Consider the following 21,652-nt stretch of genomic DNA (forward strand, 5'->3'; position numbering starts at 1 on the left):
AAGAGAACACGCCATGAAAATTCTTAGCTTACGGCTGAAAAATATCAATTCCCTGCAAGGTGAATGGAAAATAGACTTTACGGCAGAACCCTTTTCCAGTAATGGATTGTTTGCCATTACCGGCCCAACAGGTGCAGGAAAAACCTCCTTATTGGATGCTATTTGTCTCGCCCTTTATCATGAAACACCAAGGCTCAACACCATTTCAGCCTCACAAAATGAGCTAATGACCCGTCATACCGCAGAGTGCCTTGCTGAAGTAGAATTTGAAGTCAAAGGCATTGTCTATCGGGCATTTTGGAGTCAGCGTCGTGCTCGCAACCAGGCAAATGGCAAACTCCAACCCCCAAAAGGAGAATTGGCCCTCAAAAAAGGGGGAAAAATCCTGGCTGATAAAATTCCAGAGAAAAAAGAAAAAATTGCCGAAATAACTGGACTGGATTTTAGCCGTTTTACTAAATCCATACTTTTGTCACAGGGAAACTTTGCCGCATTTTTAAATGCACAGGATAAAGACAGGGCCGATCTACTGGAAGAGCTAACCGGTACAGAAATTTACGGCATTCTTTCCCAGGAAATTTATCAACGCCATAAAGAGGCACAATCTGAACTGAATATCCAACAGGCCAAAGCCTCTTCCATTGAATTACTCACACCAGAACAACAACAGGCATACCAAAACCAGCAACAACAACTTATTGCAGAAGAAACCCAACTCAGCCAACACATGAAGGCATTACAAACTGCCGATCAGTGGTTGTTGCGCCGGAATGAATTACAGCAATCACTGCTCAACAATGCTTCACTTTTGCAACAAACTGAGCAAGCTATTCAAGAAGCACAACCTCAGTTACAACAGCTAGCAGCCAGCGAGCCAGCAGAAAAAATTCGTTCATTGTGGGATGCACAAAACCGAGCTATTCATGAAAAACAGCGGCTCACGGAGCAACGCACTAAAATAGAACATGAACGCCGGCAACAACTGGCAATGTTACAACCTGCCGAACAACAACTAACACTGCTGGAAAAAAAGCGGGAAGAGCACCAACAGCATCAAAATCAACAAGAAAAGCTCATCTCAGAGCAGATTATGCCGCTCGATCATAAAATTGATATTCAATCCAAAGATCTACTGAAACTTAGGCAAGAGATCGCAGAACAAGAGCGCGATCGCACAGAGATTTTATCCCAATACCAAGCTACACAGGATCGAACGCTAACCTTAAATCGTGAACAAAAGGCATTGAATTCCTACTATGAACAGCATCCTTATTACTGCAATTTGGACAGCAAACTGCCCGAATGGAAACAACTATTCACTCGCCAAAAAGAGCGACAAGAAAAAATAAATCAGCTTACTCAAAACACCCAACAAATTACCTCAGAGCTTGCTCATACAACCCATTATTTACATACCTTGAATGCAGAATTAGCCAAACAACAAGAACAGAGCCGAACACTGCATAACAACCTTGCCGCTGCTGCAAACCAACTCACAACTTTGCAGCAAGAGCATCCATTGGAACAATTGCAGAAAAATTTAGAAAATTATCAGAAACAATTGGTATCACAAAACCAACTGGAGATTTTGCTTCCGCAGAGCCAGCAGTTACAAACCGCGCTCTCAGCCGATCAAAACCAATTAAACCAATCTCAAGCATGGGTAAAAGCCTTACCTGATCAGATCGCAATCCTCAATCAACAGTTGGCAGATAAGCAGCAACATTATGACGATCTCAACAATCGAATTCGTTTGGAACAACGGATAGTCAGCCTGGAAAAAGAACGGGCACAATTAAAAGAAGGGGAATCTTGCCCACTTTGTGGTTCAACTCACCATCCTTTAATCAACGAATACCAGGATATTGCCTTACCACATTCAGAAGCGCGCCTGAGAACCTTGCGCCAACAGATTGATCAACTGCAAGAAAAGCGTACAGCCCTACAGCAGAAGCATCAGCTTCAACAACAACATAGTGAGCAATTGCAGCAAAATATTGCACAATACAATGCTAAATTAACAGAATTAGTTAAACAGTGGGAATACCATTGCCAGCAGTTGCAAGCTACCGAATTACCGATGGAGGCAGAGGCGGTTAATCACTTTATCAGTCAGCGACAATCTGCTTATCACCAATACCAAGCTCAACAAGAAGCACTTTCACAGGCAGAGAAAAACTATCAAGCAGCCGAAAAAGCACTTGCTGCTAACCGAGAACACTACCAATCTTGTGAAAAAAATATTGAATTGGAAAAATTCAAACAGGATTCAGCCCAAAAACAATTAGCAGAAAAGACGGCAGAAGCTCAACAACTAGAGGCTGACTACGCGACGACAGCACAACAATTAAATACGCAATTACAGCCGACACCATTCATACTTCCTGCCCCTGATGAAACAGAAAACTGGCTACAACAGCGTGAACAAGAATTAAAAAACTACCACGATTCACGGGAGAAATTGCTACAACTACAAAAAGAACAAGCAGCCTTGCAAAGCAAACTGGGTGAACTAGACAAACAAAAAAATAAGCTTTCCACTCATCTCCATGCTTTGAATGAACAGCAACAACAACAAATGCAGTTATTGGAACAAACACGTCAGGAACGCCATCATTTATTTGGCGAACAATCTATTATTACCGTTCGTCAGGCTTTGCAACAAAAAACCCATGAGTTGGAAGACATCTACAAACAGGCCGTTTTCCATCTGCAAACACTGCAAAACAAAATGAGCCAACTAATCGGTGCCGCCAGTGAAATAGAAAAAAGCCACACCACCGCCGAAGCAAACTACAAACTTGCTGTCAGCCATTTCCAGACAGGCTTAGAACAACAAGGCTTTCCTGATCAATCATCCTTTGAACATGCCTTGTTAGAACCGGAACAGCGGGAAAAGTTACAACAATTACAAGAAAAACTTGAACAACAACAATTGCAAGCCAAAACACGCCATCATGAATCAGAAGTGGCCTTACAACGACATACGGAAACACAGCCGCAATTGCTTAACCAATATGAACCTCAACAATTATCCGCCCTATTGACTGACGTTACGGCTAAATTGAAACACAACAACCAACAACAAGGTGAAGTCAGAACCCTATTGAACAGTGATGCAATTCGCCGCCAACACCAACAGGAGTTACTGGTACAGATCGCACACTTACAGCAAACATATGATGACTGGAGTTATCTTAATAATCTCATTGGTTCTGCCGATGGCGCTAAGTTCCGCCGTTTTGCTCAAGGCCTGACATTAGATCATCTCGTGCATCTGGCAAATATCCGCTTGGAAAAACTACATGGCCGTTACTACTTGCAACGCAAAGATGACAGCGGGTTGGAATTACAAGTCGTTGACACCTGGCAAGCGGAAGCCATGAGGGATACCAAAACACTTTCTGGAGGAGAAAGTTTCCTTGTCAGCCTGGCTCTTGCCCTCGCCTTGTCTGATCTAGTGAGTAACAAGGCACAAATAGAATCCCTGTTTCTTGATGAAGGATTTGGCACGCTTGATCCTGAAACCCTGGATATCGCTTTGGATGCACTGGAACACCTTAATGCATCAGGAAAAACTATCGGAGTCATTAGCCATGTAGACGCATTAAAAGAGCGAATTCCTGTTCAAATAAAAGTAGAAAAAAAGAATGGATTAGGTTTCAGTCAATTATCGGCTGCATTTCGGGTTTAAACATGGAAATCAAATAGTAACAATCACATTGATACAAAACATTCTGAATATGGATGCCTCGCTTTACCTGCCCGTAAAGCACTACAATAAACTATGGAGAGCCTGCTTAAGCAGGCTCTTTAATTTAGTGCTTAAGCACATAAAGATCTTTCGTTGATATTCTCCCCAAAAGATCAGAGTAATAACCACCAATATAAGGCTTAACCAATATCGCAGTAACATAGTAATAAACGGGAATAATCGGCGTATCTTTAGTCATAAGATCGAGTGCATGTTGAAAATCTTCTTGTTTATTTGTTTCTCCTGCTTTACGAATCCAATTATCGAAATCTTTATTAGAATAAAATGAGGTATTATTGGTTTGATTTGTTGTAAATATATTAAAAAAAGCCATCGGATTATTATAATCGCCAACCCATCCACCTCTAACGACATCAAATTTCCCTTGATGTTCGTTCTCCAGCATCACTTTCCACTCTTCAATTTGTATATTGGCAATGACACCGAGATTCTTTTTCCACATCGAGGTTGCAGCAATAGCAACTTTTTTATGTAAATTTGATGAGTTGTAAACCAAATTAAATTTAAGGGGATTATTTTTATTAAAGCCCGCTTCGTTCAATAATTGTTTGGCTTTTTCATTACGTTGATTTTGTGTCCATGATGCATAATCAGGTTGTTTAAATTTAAAACCACCAATTCCAGGAGGTAAAATTGTGTACGCAGGTATTTGCCCTTGAGCAAGGACTTTATTAGCAATGATATTTCTATCCAACGCAAGACCTAGTGCTTGTCGGATCCTACTGTCTTTAAACAGTGGTTTTTTATTGTTAAATTCATAGTAATATGTGCTAAGCATCGGTGAAATATGAACTTGTGAACTCATATTTTTCTTTAATGAGGCAAACGATTCTAATGGTATCGTAAATGTAATATCTATTTCTCCGGCCAGATAACGGTTTAAATCTGATGTATCTGATGAAAGTGGAAGATAAGTGACTTTATTAATAACGGTGTTTTTATTATCCCAATAATAAGGATTTCTTACTCCAACAATTTTTTCATTCACTTTCCACTCTGCTAATTTAAATGCGCCACTAGAAACAAAAAATTCAGGTTGAGTCCATTTATCCCCGTATTTTTCAACGACTTTTTCGCTAATCGGAGCCGCAATATTGAATGCCAGCATCTGTAAAAAGTATCCAACCGGTTTTTCTAGCCTGACCTCCAATGTCGAATCGTCCAGTGCCTTAACACCAAGCTCCTCCACTTTTTTCTTTCCGGCTAAAATATCTTTAGCATTAACCATAGAAGCATCAACAAAATAGCTGCCATATGGGGAAAGTGTTTTAGGATTTGTCAGCCGTTGCCAGCTAAAAACAACATCATGAGCGGTAATGGGTGTACCATCAGACCATTTGATTCCTTTCCTTAAATGGAAAATCCACGTTTTATTATCCTTAGTTTCCCAGCTTGCAGCCAGTCTAGGTATGATCTGGCCTTGTTTATCCATTCCCACTAACGTATCAAAAAAATCATTGATAATGTTTAATGCAATATTACCTTCAACTTTATCGACATCCAGTGATGCAGGTTCGGCACCATTATTGCGAACAATCTCTTGTTTTTCCGCCAATTGTGTACCAGGTAGAATAACTGCAGCATAAGACAGTGTTGTACTACCCAATATCATACTTATAGAACAAATTAATGTTTTAACCGTTTTTTTGCTGATTTGATTTAACATGTTATGTCTCCCCATGGCTGTGCTGTAATTATTTATTCTTTGTCCTTTATTTTATTTTCAATCCATGTTACAGAATGACATGCTATTTATTACTCAATAAACCATTTAGTGCAACAATAATAAAATTTTCAAATACTGTATTTATAGCTATGTATTTATACACAATAGTTTTCAAATTTCAGCACAGAGGCAAAAAAGTGATGGATAGGGCTTGAGCAAGCCGCTAACCTCAGAAACCCAAATGACAATATTGATACATCAATTCAAGGAATTACTCCTAAATAGCGTTTCAAAATGATAGGAGTATTCCTTACCCCGCGCTCAGCGCGGGGTAAGGGACTCCAACATCTGATACTCTCAGTATTATGAAAACCTATTTAGGTTAATGTCAGATGGGTTCTCATGATCTAACTTGAATAATAAACAAACATCTTAAATGATGACGAGTATCATTTATACATTATTTAAAAGATTATCTCAGATTTTATTGTGCATTAGGTCAAGGTTATTGTATAAGAAAGAGGAGTAAAGAAAAGAAAACATAAGGTTGTCTAATGAATAAGACCGAAACAGTTAATAAAAAGAAATTTAAATTTGGGCTCGGCTGGCAGATTTTAGCTGCGCTAATATTGGGAGTTATTGCAGGAGCAATTTTACATGACAATGAGCACAAACAGTGGTTAATTATTAATGTACTTTCTCCTGCTGGTAAAATATTTATCCAGCTTATTAAGATGATTGTTGTTCCGATTGTAATTTCAACATTGGTTGTTGGCATTGCCGGTGTTGGTAATACTAAACAATTAGGAAAATTAGGTTTAAAAACAATTTTGTATTTTGAGATTGTCACAACAATTGCAATAATTGTAGGCATTTTTTTGGCAAATACATTTAAACCTGGTGCAGGTATCGATATGTCTACTCTCCATCAAATAGATATATCTCAATATGAACGCACAACACAGCAAGTTGAAAGTCATTCACACGGTATTGTTAATACTATTCTATCATTAGTGCCTAATAATATTTTTGCGGCGATGTCCAGTGGCGAAATGTTGCCCGTTATTTTCTTTGCCGTATTATTTGGTTTAGGTTTATCATCACTACCAAAGGAAAAAAAAGAACCTTTATTAACGGTATTACAAACATTCTCTGAAACCATGTTTAGAGTGACTCATATTATTATGATGTATGCTCCAATTGGGGTATTTTCGTTAATTTCAGTAACAGTGGCTAACTTCGGCTTTAGCTCATTATTGCCATTGATAAAATTAGTTATTTTAGTTCACTGTGCAATTTTATTTTTTGCTATTGTCATTCTTGGTTTGATTGCCCGTTACTGTGATATCAACATCTTTATACTCTTTAAAATCCTGAAAGATGAACTACTGTTAGCTTATTCTACTGCCAGCTCAGAAACCGTATTACCCCGTATCATGGATAAAATGGAACAATATGGTGCTTCAAAATCAGTGACCAGCTTTGTTATTCCGATTGGCTATTCATTTAACCTTGATGGTTCAACTCTGTATCAGAGTATCGCCGCTATTTTTATTGCTCAGCTCTATGGAATTGATTTATCCCTTTGGCAAGAAATTACACTTGTCCTCACATTGATTATTACCTCAAAGGGGATTGCTGGTGTTCCAGGGGTTTCTTTCGTTGTTCTGTTAGCCACATTGGGCAGCGTAGGCATTCCATTAGAAGGTTTAGCCTTCATTGCGGGTATTGACCGGATTCTTGATATGGCTCGTACCGCATTAAATGTAGTCGGTAATGCACTCGCTGCACTTGTTGTGGCTAAGTGGGAGAGACAATTTGATCAACAAAAAGCTAAGCAATATGAAGAATCTTTGATTTCTGAATAATATTTATTTTTAATTCTATTTCCCGGAAAGGAAAAGCAATCCTTGCTTTTCCTTTGAATAGATATTATGAACCACTATGGTTATCAATGTTCAATAATATAAAGATCTTTTGTGAAATATTCACCTCTCGTATTAATATTAAACCCACCAATATAGGGTTTAACCATATTATGATTCACATAAAAATAAATCGGAATGGCGGGTAACTCTTTGGTTAGGATGTCTGATGCCTGTTGATAATATTCTTTAGCGTTATTACTACTTGCCTTTTCCACTAATTTGTCAAACTCAGCATTTTCATACATAGATGTGTTTTTGACCTGATTAGATAAAAATATCGTTAAAAATGCCATCGGGCTATTATAATCAGCAACCCATGCTCGCCGGATAACATCAAATTTACCTTGATGCATATTATCCAACATCACTTTCCATTCTTGATTCTGCAAGACAGCCTTCACACCAAGATTCTTTTTCCACATTGAACTCACCGCAATAGCAATTTTTTTATGCCCTTCCTGAGTATTATAAAGCAGATTAAAAGTCAGTGGATTATCTTGATTAAATCCTGCTTCATTCAATAATGCTTTTGCTTTAGCAATACGCTGAGCCTGAGTCCAAAAAGCATAATCAGGTTGCTCAAAATTAAAGCCCCCTATATTTGGCGTAAGCATTGTATATGCCGGTAATTGCCCCTGCCCCAATATCTTATCCACAATGATATCGCGATCTATAGCCAAACTCAGTGCCTGCCTGACCCTGACATCATTAAATGGCGGTTTTTTATTATTAAACTCATAGAAATAGACTGTGGCTTTAGGTGAAATATGTACCTGATCAGGCAACGTTTTCTTCAATGATGGAAAAGATTCTGCGGCAATAGTATTGGTAATATCGATCTCTCCCGCCAGATAACGGTTTAAATCTGCTTTTTCAGAAGAGAGAGGCAGGTAAGTGACTTGATTAATCACTGTATTTTTATTATCCCAATATTGGGGATTTCTAACCCCAACAATCTTTTCATTGACGATCCACTCAGAAAGTTTATATGGGCCACTTCCCACAAAGACTTCTGGTCTGGTCCATTTATCGCCATATTGTTTTACTGCCTTTTCACTTATCGGAAACATAACAGGGTGAGTCAGCATTTGTAGAAAATCTCCGACAGGTTTATCTAGCCTTACCTCTAGCGTCTTATCATCCAACGCTTTTATCCCAAGCTCTTCCGTTTTTTTCTTACCAATCAATATCTGATTTGCATTTACTACAGAAGCATTTTCAAGATAACTTCCATAAGGGGAAACGGTATCAGGATCAATCAAACGCCGCCAACTGAATACCACATCATGCGCGGTAATGGGTGAACCATCTGACCATTTGATATCTTTCCTCAAATGAAAAATCCAGGTTTTATTATCATTGGTTTCCCAATGAGTTGCTAACCTTGGCTCAATATTGCCCTGGTTATCAACCTGAATCAGGCCATCAAAAAAGTCGTTAATAATATTAAATTCAACATCACTTGAAACTTTATGTGTATCCAATGAAGCTGGTTCTGCACCATTATTACGCACAATTTCCTGTTTAGCAGCCAGTTTTGTTCCTTCAGGAACCACCGCAGCATAAGATAATCCGATATTCCCAAACAGGGCAGTGATAGCCAAAGAGAGAATTTTTATCTTTTTGTTTATCGTTATTTTCTTCATATTCTATCCTTCATAACTGTATTTATTTTTTAATCCAATATTTTCCCACAAGGCATTAATTTATATACGCATTAAACTTCAAGTTGCAATTGACAACACTCTATGAAACCTGATTTCTCCCCGCTTCGCGGGGAGATATAAAACGCATCTTGAAGTTAGATTGGTATATTTAATGCTTAATAACATAGAGATCTTTTGTAGAAATATAATCCATTGGGGTAACGTAAAATCCACCAATATAAGGCTTCACCAGGCGATTACTGACATAATAATAAACAGGGATCACGGGAATATCATGATTAAAAATATCCATCGCTTTTTGGTAATAAACGATATCATTCGTTTCACCTGCTTTAATAACTGCCTGATCAAAATCATTATTGGCATATTGTGGTATATTATGACTGCTTCCCGTCAGGAAAGTATCCAAAAAAGACATTGGGCTGTTGTAATCTGCCGTCCATGCATATCTGACGACATCAAACTTGTTCTGATGCATATTATCCAACATCACTTTCCATTCCTGATTTTGTAAACTGGCTTGAACACCTAAATTCTGTTTCCACATTGAAGTGACAGCGATGGCAAGTTTTTTATGGGATTCTCTCGTGTTATAAAGCAAGTTGAATTTGAGCGGATTTTTCTCACTAAAACCGGCTTCGCTCAATAATTCCCTGGCTTTTTCAACCCGCTGTGCCTGCGTCCAGGAAGCATATTCTGGTGGGGATAATGTGATACCGCCGATATTAGGGGGCAAAATATCGAAAGCGGGCAATTGCCCCATTCCCAATACCTTATCAGCAATCACATCCCTATCTATAGCTAGACTTAATGCTTTCCGCACCCTTACATCATTAAATGGCGGTTTTTGCGTATTAAACACGTAATAGTAAGTGCTGAGCATAGAATTCACATGAACTTGATCACTCAATGTTTTCTTTAATGATGCAAAAGAATCCAGAGGAATGGTCATCGTCATATCAATTTCACCGGCGAGGTAGCGGTTTAAATCCGACTTTTCTGATGTAATGGCAAGGTAAGTCACTTTATTAATGACTGTGTTTTTATCATCCCAATAATGGGGATTCCTGATCCCAATCACATTTTCATTCACTTTCCATTCAGATAGCTTAAATGCACCACTCCCAACAAAAACATCGGGATGTGTCCATTTGTCACCATATTTTTTAACCGCTGTTGCACTCACCGGCACTAAAATTGGATGGGTGAGCATTTGCAGGAAATAAGCCACAGGTTTATCGAGTTTCACTTCCAGGGTGAAATCATCCAATGCCTTCACTCCAAGCTCTTCCGCTTTTTTCTTACCCAGCAAAATGTCGTTTGCATTCACTACATGGGCTGTTCCAAGGTAACTGCCATAAGGCGAACCCATTTCGGGATCAAGCAGACGTCGCCAGCTAAATACGACATCATGGGCGGTAATCGGCGATCCATCAGACCATTTAGCGCCTTTTCTTAAATGAAAGCGCCAGGTTTGGTGGTCATTCGTTTCCCAACGTTCAGCCAATCTGGGTTCAATATGGCCTTTTCTGTCGGTGTAAACCAAACCATCAAAAAAATCATGAATAATATTCAATTCAACATTACTTTCTACTTTATGTACATCTAAAGAGGCGGGGAAAGAGCCATTGTTGCGCACAATTTCTTGTTTTTCAGCTAATTGTGTTCCAGGAGGAACAACAGCAGCATAAGAGAGTGTGATGTTTGTTAATAGTATTCCTATCGAACAGGTAAGGATTTGAGGGAGCTTATTATTCATTAACCCAGCCATGATTTTTTTCATATTTTCAACCTCCATTAATTTCCATTTTTATTATTACATTACGATACCATTTTTATTTAACTTATAATTTCAATTAACTTTATTAAGTAATAAGAGCCTAATGAAAACAGGCTCTTATTAAGAAAAGATTAGTGTTTAATAATATAGAGATCTTTTGTCGGAATATTTCCCATTGAGTCAACGTGGAATCCACCAACATAAGGCTTAACGAGTTTTACACGGACATAATAATAAACGGGGATGGCGGGTATTTCTTGATTGAGAATATCAATGGCTTGTTGGTAATCAGCGGGATCATTCGTTTCATCTGCTTTTAAAGCCAATCGATCAAATTCCTTATTTTGATATCGCATATGGTTATTGGTATTCCCTGATGTGAAAATATCTAAAAAGCTAGTTGGGCTATTATAATCAGCATTCCATGCGTATCTCGTCAGCTCAAAGTTACCCTGCGTCATACTATCATTCTGCGTTTTAGTTTCCTGATTTTGTAAGATAACTTCAACTCCCAGATTCTTTTTCCACGCAGAGGTAGCAGCAATAGCAATTTTTTTATGGCCATCAGAGGTGTTATACAATAAGGTAAACTTAAGTGGGTTCTTTTCATTAAAGCCCGCCTCATTCAGTAACGTTTTAGCTTTGGCAATGCGCTGTTCCTGTGTCCATGAGGCATATTCAGGCTGTTTTAAATAAATACCACCCGCCCCAGGGGACACCACATCATAAGCGGGTTTTTGACCATTGCCTAATACCTTGTCAGTGATAATATTTCTGTCCAATGCTAAAGCCAGCGCTTGCCTGATCCGAATATCATCAAAGGGCGGTTTTTGTGTATTAAAGAGATAATAATAAACACTCATCATGGGCTTAACATGTAATTGATCACCAAATTTCTTCTTAACGGTTGGCAAGAATTCCGATGGCCCTCCGTTAGATATATCAATCTCTCCTGTCATATAGCGGTTTAGATCCGCTTTATAATCTGATAATGGCAAGTAAGTGACTTTATTAATGACGGTATTTTTATCATTCCAATAATGGGAATTTCTGACACCCACAATTTTTTCATTCACTACCCATTCAGAGAGTTTAAAAGGCCCATTGCTGACAAAATGTTGAGGCTGAGTCCATTTACTGCCATATTTTTTAATAGCCTGTTCACTAACAGGAGACATGGCGGGATGAGCCAGCATTTGCAGAAAAACGGTTTTTGGCCTTTCCAGGGTAATTTCTACCGTTGCATCATCCAATGCTTTAACACCGAGTTCTTCCGGTTTTTTCTTACCAGATAATACATCTCGGGCGTTCACGACAGTCGCCTGAATCAGATAACTACCGTAAGGAGAAATCGTGTCAGGTGTCACCAGCCGTCGTAAAGAAAAAACGATATCATGGGCGGTAATTGGTGTACCGTCAGACCATTTAACCCCTTTTCTTAAATAGAAGATCCACGTTTTATTATCTTTGGTTTCCCAGCGTTCAGCCAAAGCGGGGATAATATTCTCGTCTTTATCTGTATCAACTAAGCGTTCAAAAAAATCCTGCAAAATATCAAATTCACTGCTCCCCTCAGACTTATGCGGATCTAATGAGGCAGGTTCGGAAAAATTATTGCGGGTAATTTCCTGCTTATCCGCTAATTGCACATTGGGGGGAACAATAGCAGCATATGAGAAAGTGATATTTGCCAGAATCAAACTGATAGAACAGATAAATATTTTAGCTATTTTATTTTTTATTATCCTTACCAACATTGTCTGCATATTAGTGATCTCCATAATTGTTTTCATTATTAAATCATCAATACATATATACGCATTAAACTTCAAGTTGCAATTTACAACACGATTGAAACCCGATTTCTCCCCGCTTCGCGGGGAGAAATCACACGCATCTTGAAGTTAGATGGGTATATACGCATTAAACTCCAAGTTGCAATTTACAACACGATTGAAACCCGATTTCTCCCTGCTTCGCGGGGAGAAATCACACGCATCTTGAAGTTAGATGGGTATACACATTAAACTTCAAGTTGCAATTACAACACGATATGAAACCTGATTTGCTTCCCGCTTCGCGGAGATAAATTAGCATTTCACTTCTGATCTGGATCAAACAATCGTTACAGTATCTTTGATCTATTGGTTTTATCTACGCCGATCTGTATTATCTTTTATCCCCGTCACATTATTTTGTTCCGATATCAATAACCGAAGCCCAGAACTTGCACATCCGCAACATGCAGCACCAATCGCAATCAGAACTCATTGATATTTATCTACCAATCGCCTTTCAATATGCGGCTTATATCTCCCCGCTACTCGGGGAAATATAAACAATCACATTGATTTACAGTTGGATTGGTATAATCCCTTTTGTTATCCCTTAACGTGCACATTTGCCTGCCCTTTAGCTATGTAAGAGAGCAGGCATTCATATAATGATGTTCAGTCCGTTTTATTTTTTCTCTGTCAAATCAATTTGATAGATAGCGAAACCAGTATCATCATTTTTTATATACTTCAGCGGGTATTGGGCGTGTTGTTTAATGAATTTTGCCGCTTTTTCTGTTGGGGACGTTTCGAAACGGATATCTAATTTTTTATCTGTTTTGATTGGCAAGAATGACCAATTGTTTTCAGCCTGAGTTGATACTACGCCCTGCTCTTTGGTTATTCTGGAAATGTAAGAAGCCAAAATGGTGCGATTTTCATCCGGTGAAGCAAATGCAATGTGCTCCTCTCCGGTTCCGGCAAATTTACCGCCGTAACCACGGTAGTTATTGGTGGCGATCAGGAAAGTGGCTTTTGGATCAATCGGCTTACCCTGATAGGTAACATCTTTGATACGGTTCGCATCTTTATTGATAAGCTGACAATCGGTGTCGTATTTAGCGGGTTGAGTCAGGTCTATCTTATAGTTAACCCCGCTGATGGTATCGAAATTGTAAGTACGGAAACCCTCCCAGTTCAGCAATTCTTGCGGTTTGGTGGAGTTTGCATCAATCTGGTTAAACATGCCCGCCGAGCATTCCAGCCATTCAACCACATTCGCCCCCGTTGCTTTCACTACCACCAATGTATTTGGGTAGAGGTATAAATCAGCCGCGTTACGGAAAGTCAAATCACCTTTTTCTACTTCCACAAAATCAGCTGGTGAATTTTTACGCCCGCCCACTTTGAAAGGTGCCGCCGCAGCTAAAACAGGAAGCCCATCCAGATTTGGATCGCCCTGGATAAAGCGTCTGGTGTAATCTACCTGCGCATCGTTGACGATCTGGACAGTTGGATCGCTTTGGATCAGCGCCAGATAGCTGTACATGTTGTCAGTGGCTTTTCCAATGAATTTACTCACAAATTTGCGCGTTCCCAGGTGATCTGTTTCGATAATGGAAGCCAGTTTATTATCGCGTTCAACCAATGCTTTTTTATGGACTTTGTCATAGATAGGGCGGGCTTGCGCTTTGGCCGATTCGACTTTCCATGCACCACTGTCGTTATTGATCACCATATCGACAACCCCCAGATGATCCCCCCATTGCCCCGGCATAACGGCAGGAATGCCATTAATCGTACCATTAGCGACATTAACCCCCTTAATACCTGTATATTCCTTGCTTGGAAACACACCGTGAGCATGACCAAACATAATGGCATCAATGCCAGGAACTTCACTTAGATAGTAAACCGAGTTTTCTGCCATCGCTTTATAAGGATCTTGGGAAAAACCAGAATGGGGAATGGCGATAATCAGGTCTGCGCCTTCTTTTTTCATTTGAGGAACGAATTTTTTCGCGGTTTCCGTGATGTCATTAACAACCACTTTGCCATTGAGGTTGGCTTTATCCCAAATGGTGATTTGTGGTGGCACAAAACCGATATAGCCGATCTTAATCGTGTGCTCTTTGCCTTCGCGATCTTTAACTGGCGTATCAACGATAATATACGGCGTAAAGTAGTTTTTGCCGGTTTTGGCATCGAGGATATTTGCATTGATATAAGGGAATTTGGCACCGGCAACAGCCTGTTTCAGGTAATCCAACCCAAAGTTGAATTCATGGTTACCAAAGTTACCGACGGTATAGCCCATCGTATTCATCAATTTGTAAGCCGGATGAACTTCCCCTTGTTGCAATCCCTTTGCCACTACATAATCCGCCAGCGGGCTGCCTTGAATCAAATCACCGTTATCTACCAAGATCGCATTGGTTGCTTCTGCTTTGGCCGCCTTAATTAAGTTTACAGTACGAACCAAACCAAATTGCTCCGTGGATTTATCTTTAAAGTAATCGAAATCCATCAGATTGCCGTGAATATCTGAGGTTTCCATCACCCTTAAATCAACGGTTGCCGCGTTCACATTAAATGCCACCAGCATTGCCAGCGTTGACATTGTCAACACGTTCTTACTTTTCAACATATTCTTCATCATGTTATGCCCCTTTATATACCAATCGCCTTTCAAGATGCGGCTTATATCTCCCGCTACGTGGGGAGATATAAACAATCACATTGATTTACAAGCTGCAACTTGAAGTTGGATTGGTATAGAGTTGTTCCCAGGCATCATAATAAACCGTTTCAACAAACAGGCCATAACCAAGCCGCACCACGCACACCACTGGAATCCCCATGCACTGCTTTTCTGATGGGGGTTGCACACTCGCCACCAAAAACCCACTCTTTCACTAAATCAGGCAATGTTTGGTAAAGGCGATCAACATTGCTCATGCCACCGCCGAGGACAATCACATCCGGATCCAATAAATTAATCACCTGTGCCAGCGCTCGCGCCAAACGCCTTTCATAACGACGCATCGCCAATTCCGCATACTCATCTCCCTGTGCCAACGCCTCTATAATTTCATGGCCTTTTTTCTGCACACCGCTCAGGCGGAAGTAATCCGTCATAAATCCAGTGCCTGACACAAATGTCTCAGTACATCCTGGTTTACCGCAAAAACAGCGCACTTCATCCTGATACACGCGATCTTCTTCATCCATCCACGGTAATGGGTTATGCCCCCATTCTCCTGCCAATCCATTACCACCGGCATGAACCCGTCCCTTAAATGCAATACCTGAACCACAACCTGTCCCAATGATAACAGCAAATACCATTGGCCTTCCTTCACCTGCACCATCAGTGGCTTCTGATACCGCCAGACAATTTGCATCGTTGGCGATACGCACTTCACGCCCTAACAAAGCAGCGATATCCTTATCCAATATTTTTCCATTCAGCCAAACTGAGTTAGCATTTTTTACTTTTCCGGTAAAAGGCGAAATCGCGCCAGGAATACCAATCCCCACTGTTCCTTGCTGTCCGGTTGCCTGTTCCGCATCGATAACCAGCCCAGCAATCGCTGCCAATGTTTTCTGATAATCATTGCGGGGAGTATCCACCCGTTTGCGAAATAACGTTTCCCCTTGATCGCCTAATGCAATCACTTCAATTTTGGTTCCGCCAAGATCAATTCCTATGCGCATAGCTTATCTTTCCTATTTATCGGGACGACGCTGTTTATTATATGAGAATGAAGACGTGATTATAGGAAACTCATGAAGTTCTAGGGCTTCGTCACATGATTCGTTATCATGCACCCTTATGTTTTAAGATAACCTTTGTCACGATGCGCAACAATATGGGGTAACTGCATGTTATGGTTCAAAAATTTAATGATTTACCGTTTAAACCGAGAGATTTCTCTTTCGGCGGATGAACTGGAAAAACAATTAAGCCCATTGGCATTCACCCCATGCGGCAGCCAGGATATGATGAAAACGGGCTGGGTTTCGCCAATGGGAGCTCACGGTGAAGCATTAACCCATGCTTGCGGCAATCAAATTCTGATCTGCGCACGCAAAGAAGAGAAAATGCTACCTTCTCCGGTGATTAAGCAGGAATTACAGGACAAAATAGCCCGTCTGGAAGGCGAACAACATCGCAAACTGAAAAAGACAGAAAAAGATTCGCTGAAAGATGAAGTCATTCATACGCTGCTGCCAAGAGCATTCAGCCGTTTCAGCCAAACCTATATTTGGATCGATACTGTCAATCATTTGATTATCGTTGATGCCGCCAGCGCAAAACGGGCCGAAGATAATCTGGCACTGTTGAGAAAAACATTGGGATCACTGCCCGTTGTTCCGCTGACTTTCACCAACCCCATTGAATTGACGCTAACCGAGTGGGTACGTTCAGGTGATCTTCCTTCCGGTTATGCCTTGATGGATGAAGCCGAACTCAAAGCCATTCTGGAAGAAGGTGGCGTGATCCGCTGTAAGAAGCAGGATTTGGTTTCAGATGAAATTGCAGCACATATTGAATCTGGCAAATATGTCACTAAGTTGGCCCTGGATTGGGAAGAGCGTATTCAGTTTATGCTGTCAGATGATGGCGCTTTCAAACGGATTAAATTCAGCGAAACTTTACGTGACCAAAACGATGATATCGATCGTGAAGATGTCGCCCAACGATTCGACGCTGACTTTACCTTAATGACGGGTGAACTCAGCGCACTGATCAAAAATACGATTGATGCGCTGGGCGGTGAAGCCGAAAGGTAATGGCAAGCGGACTGCCTTAACAGTTAAATCCATTAAGGCAGTTCAGCAAGAAATGACAATTAGAAACGATAAACTAAACCAACCCCAAAGACATCGTCAGTGCTGATCTTCGCTTTCTTGGTGAAATCATTGTCTTTCAATAAGTTGAATTGATATTCAGCATATGTGCCCATATTTTTGTTGAAATTATAGAAGGCACCGACTGAAACATATTTCACCAAATCTTCAGATCCCTTGTCTGTCAGTATGCTCTTATCAGCCAGGTCATTACCCAAATCTTTACCTTTGGAATAAACAAAAGCAACAGAGGGGCGCAAGCCGAAATCAAACTGATACTGAGCCGTCAACTCAATGTTTTGGGTTTTATTGGCAAACATCGTGTAGTTATTCACAGAGCTGCCAAATCTGGTCATATTACGGGTTTCACCATACATGGCTGCCAGATAGACATTATCTTTGTCATACTTGGCAGAAACGATCCATGCTTCGGCTTTATTCCCTTTTGCCAGAACCTTAGCGGCGTCAGAACCCAGTTTCTGTACCGAAGTCCGGTTAGAGTTGCCGTATGATGCCCCAATGTTGAAGCCATTACCAAAGTCATAGGTACTGGAAAGGCCAAAACCATCACCATTCTGCCTTGCAACATCACTACGGCTATTTTTAGTGCCATCATCATTTTTAGCCTGATACTGCAAGGCAAAATTCAGACCATTGACCAGACCAAAAAAGTCAGTGTTACGGTAGGTTAATAACCCGGTTGAACGCCCCATCAGGAAGTTATCGGTTGCGGCCATGGAATCACCACCAAATACTGGCAATACATCTGTCCATGAATTGGCATCATAAACCACACCATAATTGCGCCCATAATCCAGCGAACCGTATTCGTCAAATTTCAATCCAGCGAAAGCCAAACGTGTTCTGGTGTTTGCCCCACTTTCCACTTCTGTGCCATTGGCACCCATATTGAATTCCCAGCGCCCGAAGCCCGTGAGTGTATCCGTAATTTGGGTTGAACCTTTAATACCGATACGACCGACAGAACCATCACCAGACTGACTATTTGATTTGGAGAAAGTTCTCTGCACATCGGCTTTTCCATATAAATCTATTTTATTTCCATCTTTATTATAAATTTCAGCAGCATTCGCTCCCCCTGTAATGAGAAGTACCGAAATTGCCATTGCGAGTGTGTTGCGTTTTATCATTATCATAATCCTCATTAGTCTTGTTATTATTTAGCCACCGCCAAAATATTCATCCCCCAAGAACGACTTGCTCTGGCATAGTCAATAATCAGGTAGGCGGAGTATTTTACTTGTTTTAGTTAATTTAATGTTAAATTTGTAACAAGTAATGACGATACTAAGATCTAAACAAGCCTTTTGCTAACAAAAATTAGCAAAAAATGCCATCTTGTGATGAACGTCACATCATAGAAATATTCCCTATAATTCAACAATATTAATTATGAAAATAAATTATTAAAAACAGTAAGTTATAAATAATGGGTGGGTAATAAAAAATGCTATGGAACAAATCAACATGGGAGGTGGTCATTAAAAGCAATTTAAACAAACCTGATTTTTCCATAGATCCCGAACAGTTCAGGGATGGGCTGTTTGACGCTGGTTTGATTGAAATCCCCATTAAAAGCGATCATATGCTCGTTGTATGCAATTAAATAAAGACCCATTTGATCGGTTAATTGTCGCTCAGGCAAAACACAACAAGATTCCACTCATCACGAGTGATAGCAAGCTAATAGATTTTGTCAGCGATTATATTACCGTCATCCCTAATAAATGACACAGCTCTCTCCAAACAGAACCGCGCGCCCACTCTATTCTGCTATTTCATAACCGGATAATCACACTTTAATAGAGTTGACAAGCCTCTGCGAGTTGTGTATCAGTTTGTTCTGTTTATTAATGGGATCACGCCAGCGCGATACAAATATTAATAACTTATTAAGGTGCTAAAATGGCAGAAAATCATCCACGTCCACGAGGCCGCCCCACCATTCCAGAGCAAGTCATACGCCAAAAAATTCTCGACGTTACCTTTCTACTTCTGATTAATCAAGGTTATAACAAAACAACCATGGATGTGGTTGCCAAAAAAGCCGGCATTGCTAAAAAAACGCTCTACCGTTTTGCCAAAAACCGAGAAGATCTGCTTGAACAAGTGGTTATGGGTTGGGAAGATAATTTTATTCCCACTTTTAAGAAAGACGCTAATAATTTTCAGCAATTGATGAAGTCATTGAAAATATTTCTGATTGAAATAGCAGAGAAAACTTTATCTATGGAAGCGGTAGGATTATTTAAATTATTACAATCTGATTTTCCTCATCGTGAAGTATTATTGGATAAATATCAACAAAGTGGAATTGAAAAAAGCAGAAATATATTGGCCAATTGGCTTGAGCGCCAGTATCAAAAAGAATTACTAAAAAAAATGGATTTTCATATTATCAGTGAACTTATCATCTCGATGGTAATTGCAGAACCACTCAGAAAAATGGCACTGGGTATTCTTCCACCATTGCCAGAAACAGATATGACACCTCGGATTAATGCAGCGGTTATTTTTCTTGAATATGAGTAATATTTATTATTAAGGCTGAGAAATAAATTCCCAGCCTTTTATTTATCAGAATATTCATTGAAACGTTATTTCGTGATCTCAATGCAGGCGTCTGAATACACGAGCCATCAGTCCAAGCGCAACTATAAATTACAAATCACAGATGAAATGCCACACGCTTACCGGTTGGAAGTGTCACATCAATACTTAGCTCCCCTCCTAAAGCTGCCACATAACGCTTGAGCGTTGAGAGGCGCGGATCATGGTCGGAATTTTCTATTCGAGAAATAGCAGGCTGCTCCCATAACAGCCGCAAGTTCCGCCTGTGACATATCCAGTTCATCACGTAGTTGACTAAGAGCCAATTTGATACTTGCTTGTTCAATTCGTTCTTCAACACGCGCCTGCATTTCTGGGCTTTCTTGCGCTAACAATTCTCTGTAAGTCGCCATAATTATTTCTCCAGTCTTTCCAAGTGAAGGCGGTATTCAAAATCGGCTTGTTGGATCATTTCCTTGTAGAACCGTTTTTCAGATAAATTCCCTAAGTTCATCATCTTGAGCCAGAAACCACCGGTCAAAGTATTCCATCGTTATAACTTCCCACATATTGACCTCATAACTTATTCGTTATAATTAAGAATATAACATATTTGTTATATCATCAAAACTGATGTTGAACAAGGACAGCATTATTCGATTGGGATCAAAACGCGGCCAAAACCTGTGGGACACTCCGCTCCAACGTGGAACAAGCAGACAGAACTATAAGAACAATGGATCAACTGATTGCCGTTCATGCACGCTCCCCTCATAATTTCATGAACAGATAATCATATTTTGATAGGTTACTAAAAATGGGGGAGGATATAGAATATTGGGGTTATACAAGTGACAATCAACCTAATATTGATTCTTTGACTGGGTTGCAACCTAATACAGATATTGAACATATTTCGGAGTTCCTTTTTAAGGATGGAAGGGGTAGGACTCAGAAGGGAGGTAAAGTTCCTAATATAATTACTACCTCACTGTCTTTGCATATATCCTCGAATCAGAATAACTATCAGAAAGTAATGGCACTTCTTAATAAAACTCTTTATGTCACCGTTGATAATGTAACTTATAATCTTATGATTGACAGTCCTAGTAGAATACATGGAGACAGTGCCAATTATACGTGTAGCGTCGTTTACACAGAAGACGCTGAAGACTCTGATATATACGAATTAGGTAACATATTGAAGCAACAAATAGGCCAAACCAAACATTTTAGTCTCAAGTGGAGTGATAATTAATTCACCAAAATCGATACTCTAAATCAAAGTATATGCTTAGTGAAGTGGTATCATAAAATTAGGCACTTTGATTAACTCGTTGACCAGGCTTGATTTCGGTATTCCACCGGATTCGGGCCTTTTAATTTTATCTTTATTCGTTTGGTCTTATAATATTCAATGTGTTAAATAGGTTTTCATAATACTGAGAGTATCAGATGTTGGAGTTCCTTACCCCGCGCTTCGCGGGGAGAAATCACACGCATCTTGAAGTTAGATTGGTATAGCATTAAGCGCTGAAATAATTTCACTTCTTGATAAAGTAATATTACAAATGAAATTTGATTTATTGATTTTATTTGTGTCCAAGAAGGTGATAGTTAATCATTTTGAATAATA

General features: G+C 39.8%; 13 protein-coding genes and 1 pseudogene. 5 read left to right on the top strand and 9 right to left on the bottom strand.

Features of this window, described 5'->3' with window-relative positions:
• Positions 1 to 13: 13 nt before the first annotated feature.
• Positions 14 to 3,694, top strand: coding sequence for an AAA family ATPase (locus WDV75_RS04050; RefSeq protein WP_273559149.1), 3,681 nt, complete (start codon positions 14 to 16; stop codon positions 3,692 to 3,694).
• A 124-nt stretch (positions 3,695 to 3,818) separates the two neighbouring features.
• Here the strand turns inward: WDV75_RS04050 and WDV75_RS04055 are convergent, their stop codons facing one another.
• A complete protein-coding gene (locus tag WDV75_RS04055) occupies positions 3,819 to 5,441 on the bottom strand; it encodes an ABC transporter substrate-binding protein (protein ID WP_273559151.1) in 1,623 nt (540 codons plus the stop codon).
• A 554-nt stretch (positions 5,442 to 5,995) separates the two neighbouring features.
• Between WDV75_RS04055 and gltP the strand changes: the two genes are divergently transcribed.
• Positions 5,996 to 7,309: a glutamate/aspartate:proton symporter GltP gene (gene gltP, locus WDV75_RS04060; protein ID WP_273559153.1), complete on the top strand. Its 1,314-nt coding sequence runs from the start codon at positions 5,996 to 5,998 to the stop codon at positions 7,307 to 7,309.
• An 83-nt stretch (positions 7,310 to 7,392) separates the two neighbouring features.
• Here the strand turns inward: gltP and WDV75_RS04065 are convergent, their stop codons facing one another.
• The 5 genes from WDV75_RS04065 to mak all read right to left on the bottom strand — a co-directional run bounded on the left by WDV75_RS04065 (position 7,393) and on the right by mak (position 16,308).
• Positions 7,393 to 9,015, bottom strand: a complete 1,623-nt coding sequence (locus tag WDV75_RS04065) for an ABC transporter substrate-binding protein (protein ID WP_273559155.1) — start codon at positions 9,013 to 9,015, stop codon at positions 7,393 to 7,395.
• Between the two features lie 169 nt (positions 9,016 to 9,184).
• Positions 9,185 to 10,819 carry an ABC transporter substrate-binding protein gene (locus WDV75_RS04070; RefSeq protein ID WP_273559157.1) on the bottom strand — a complete coding sequence of 545 codons (1,635 nt, stop codon included), beginning with the start codon at positions 10,817 to 10,819 and terminating at the stop codon, positions 9,185 to 9,187.
• Between the two features lie 128 nt (positions 10,820 to 10,947).
• Positions 10,948 to 12,582 (bottom strand): ABC transporter substrate-binding protein, encoded by a 1,635-nt coding sequence (locus tag WDV75_RS04075; RefSeq protein WP_338860726.1) that lies wholly within the window; start codon positions 12,580 to 12,582, stop codon positions 10,948 to 10,950.
• Positions 12,583 to 13,276: 694 nt separating this feature from the next.
• Positions 13,277 to 15,247 carry a bifunctional 2',3'-cyclic-nucleotide 2'-phosphodiesterase/3'-nucleotidase gene (locus WDV75_RS04080; RefSeq protein WP_273559197.1) on the bottom strand — a complete coding sequence of 657 codons (1,971 nt, stop codon included), beginning with the start codon at positions 15,245 to 15,247 and terminating at the stop codon, positions 13,277 to 13,279.
• Between the two features lie 152 nt (positions 15,248 to 15,399).
• Positions 15,400 to 16,308: a fructokinase gene (gene mak, locus WDV75_RS04085; RefSeq protein WP_189760321.1), complete on the bottom strand. Its 909-nt coding sequence runs from the start codon at positions 16,306 to 16,308 to the stop codon at positions 15,400 to 15,402.
• A 168-nt stretch (positions 16,309 to 16,476) separates the two neighbouring features.
• Here mak and rdgC point away from each other — a divergent pair, with 168 nt between their 5' ends.
• Entirely contained in the window at positions 16,477 to 17,388 is a 912-nt protein-coding gene (rdgC, locus tag WDV75_RS04090) for a recombination-associated protein RdgC (RefSeq protein WP_273559159.1), read from the top strand.
• A gap of 59 nt (positions 17,389 to 17,447) precedes the next feature.
• On the opposite strand, the gene WDV75_RS04095 is transcribed toward rdgC, so the two are convergent.
• A complete protein-coding gene (locus WDV75_RS04095; RefSeq protein ID WP_273559161.1) occupies positions 17,448 to 18,596 on the bottom strand; it encodes a porin in 1,149 nt (382 codons plus the stop codon).
• 466 nt (positions 18,597 to 19,062) lie between these two features.
• On the opposite strand from WDV75_RS04095, the gene WDV75_RS22080 reads away from it, so the two are divergent.
• Both WDV75_RS22080 and WDV75_RS04100 read left to right on the top strand, forming a co-directional pair.
• The gene (locus WDV75_RS22080; RefSeq protein ID WP_420497511.1) at positions 19,063 to 19,197 is read left to right on the top strand and encodes a PIN domain-containing protein; all 135 of its coding nucleotides are present in this window, start codon (positions 19,063 to 19,065) and stop codon (positions 19,195 to 19,197) included.
• A 174-nt stretch (positions 19,198 to 19,371) separates the two neighbouring features.
• Positions 19,372 to 19,998, top strand: coding sequence for a TetR/AcrR family transcriptional regulator (locus tag WDV75_RS04100; RefSeq protein WP_273559163.1), 627 nt, complete (start codon positions 19,372 to 19,374; stop codon positions 19,996 to 19,998).
• 136 nt (positions 19,999 to 20,134) lie between these two features.
• Here the strand turns inward: WDV75_RS04100 and WDV75_RS04105 are convergent.
• Both WDV75_RS04105 and WDV75_RS22085 read right to left on the bottom strand, forming a co-directional pair.
• Positions 20,135 to 20,429 (bottom strand): annotated as a pseudogene (locus WDV75_RS04105) (helix-turn-helix domain-containing protein).
• A gap of 916 nt (positions 20,430 to 21,345) precedes the next feature.
• The gene (locus tag WDV75_RS22085) at positions 21,346 to 21,435 is read right to left on the bottom strand and encodes an IS3 family transposase (protein WP_420497513.1); all 90 of its coding nucleotides are present in this window, start codon (positions 21,433 to 21,435) and stop codon (positions 21,346 to 21,348) included.
• Positions 21,436 to 21,652: the final 217 nt, after the last annotated feature.

The organism is Xenorhabdus griffiniae, from assembly GCF_037265215.1.
GTDB classification, from domain to species: Bacteria; Pseudomonadota; Gammaproteobacteria; order Enterobacterales; family Enterobacteriaceae; genus Xenorhabdus; species Xenorhabdus griffiniae.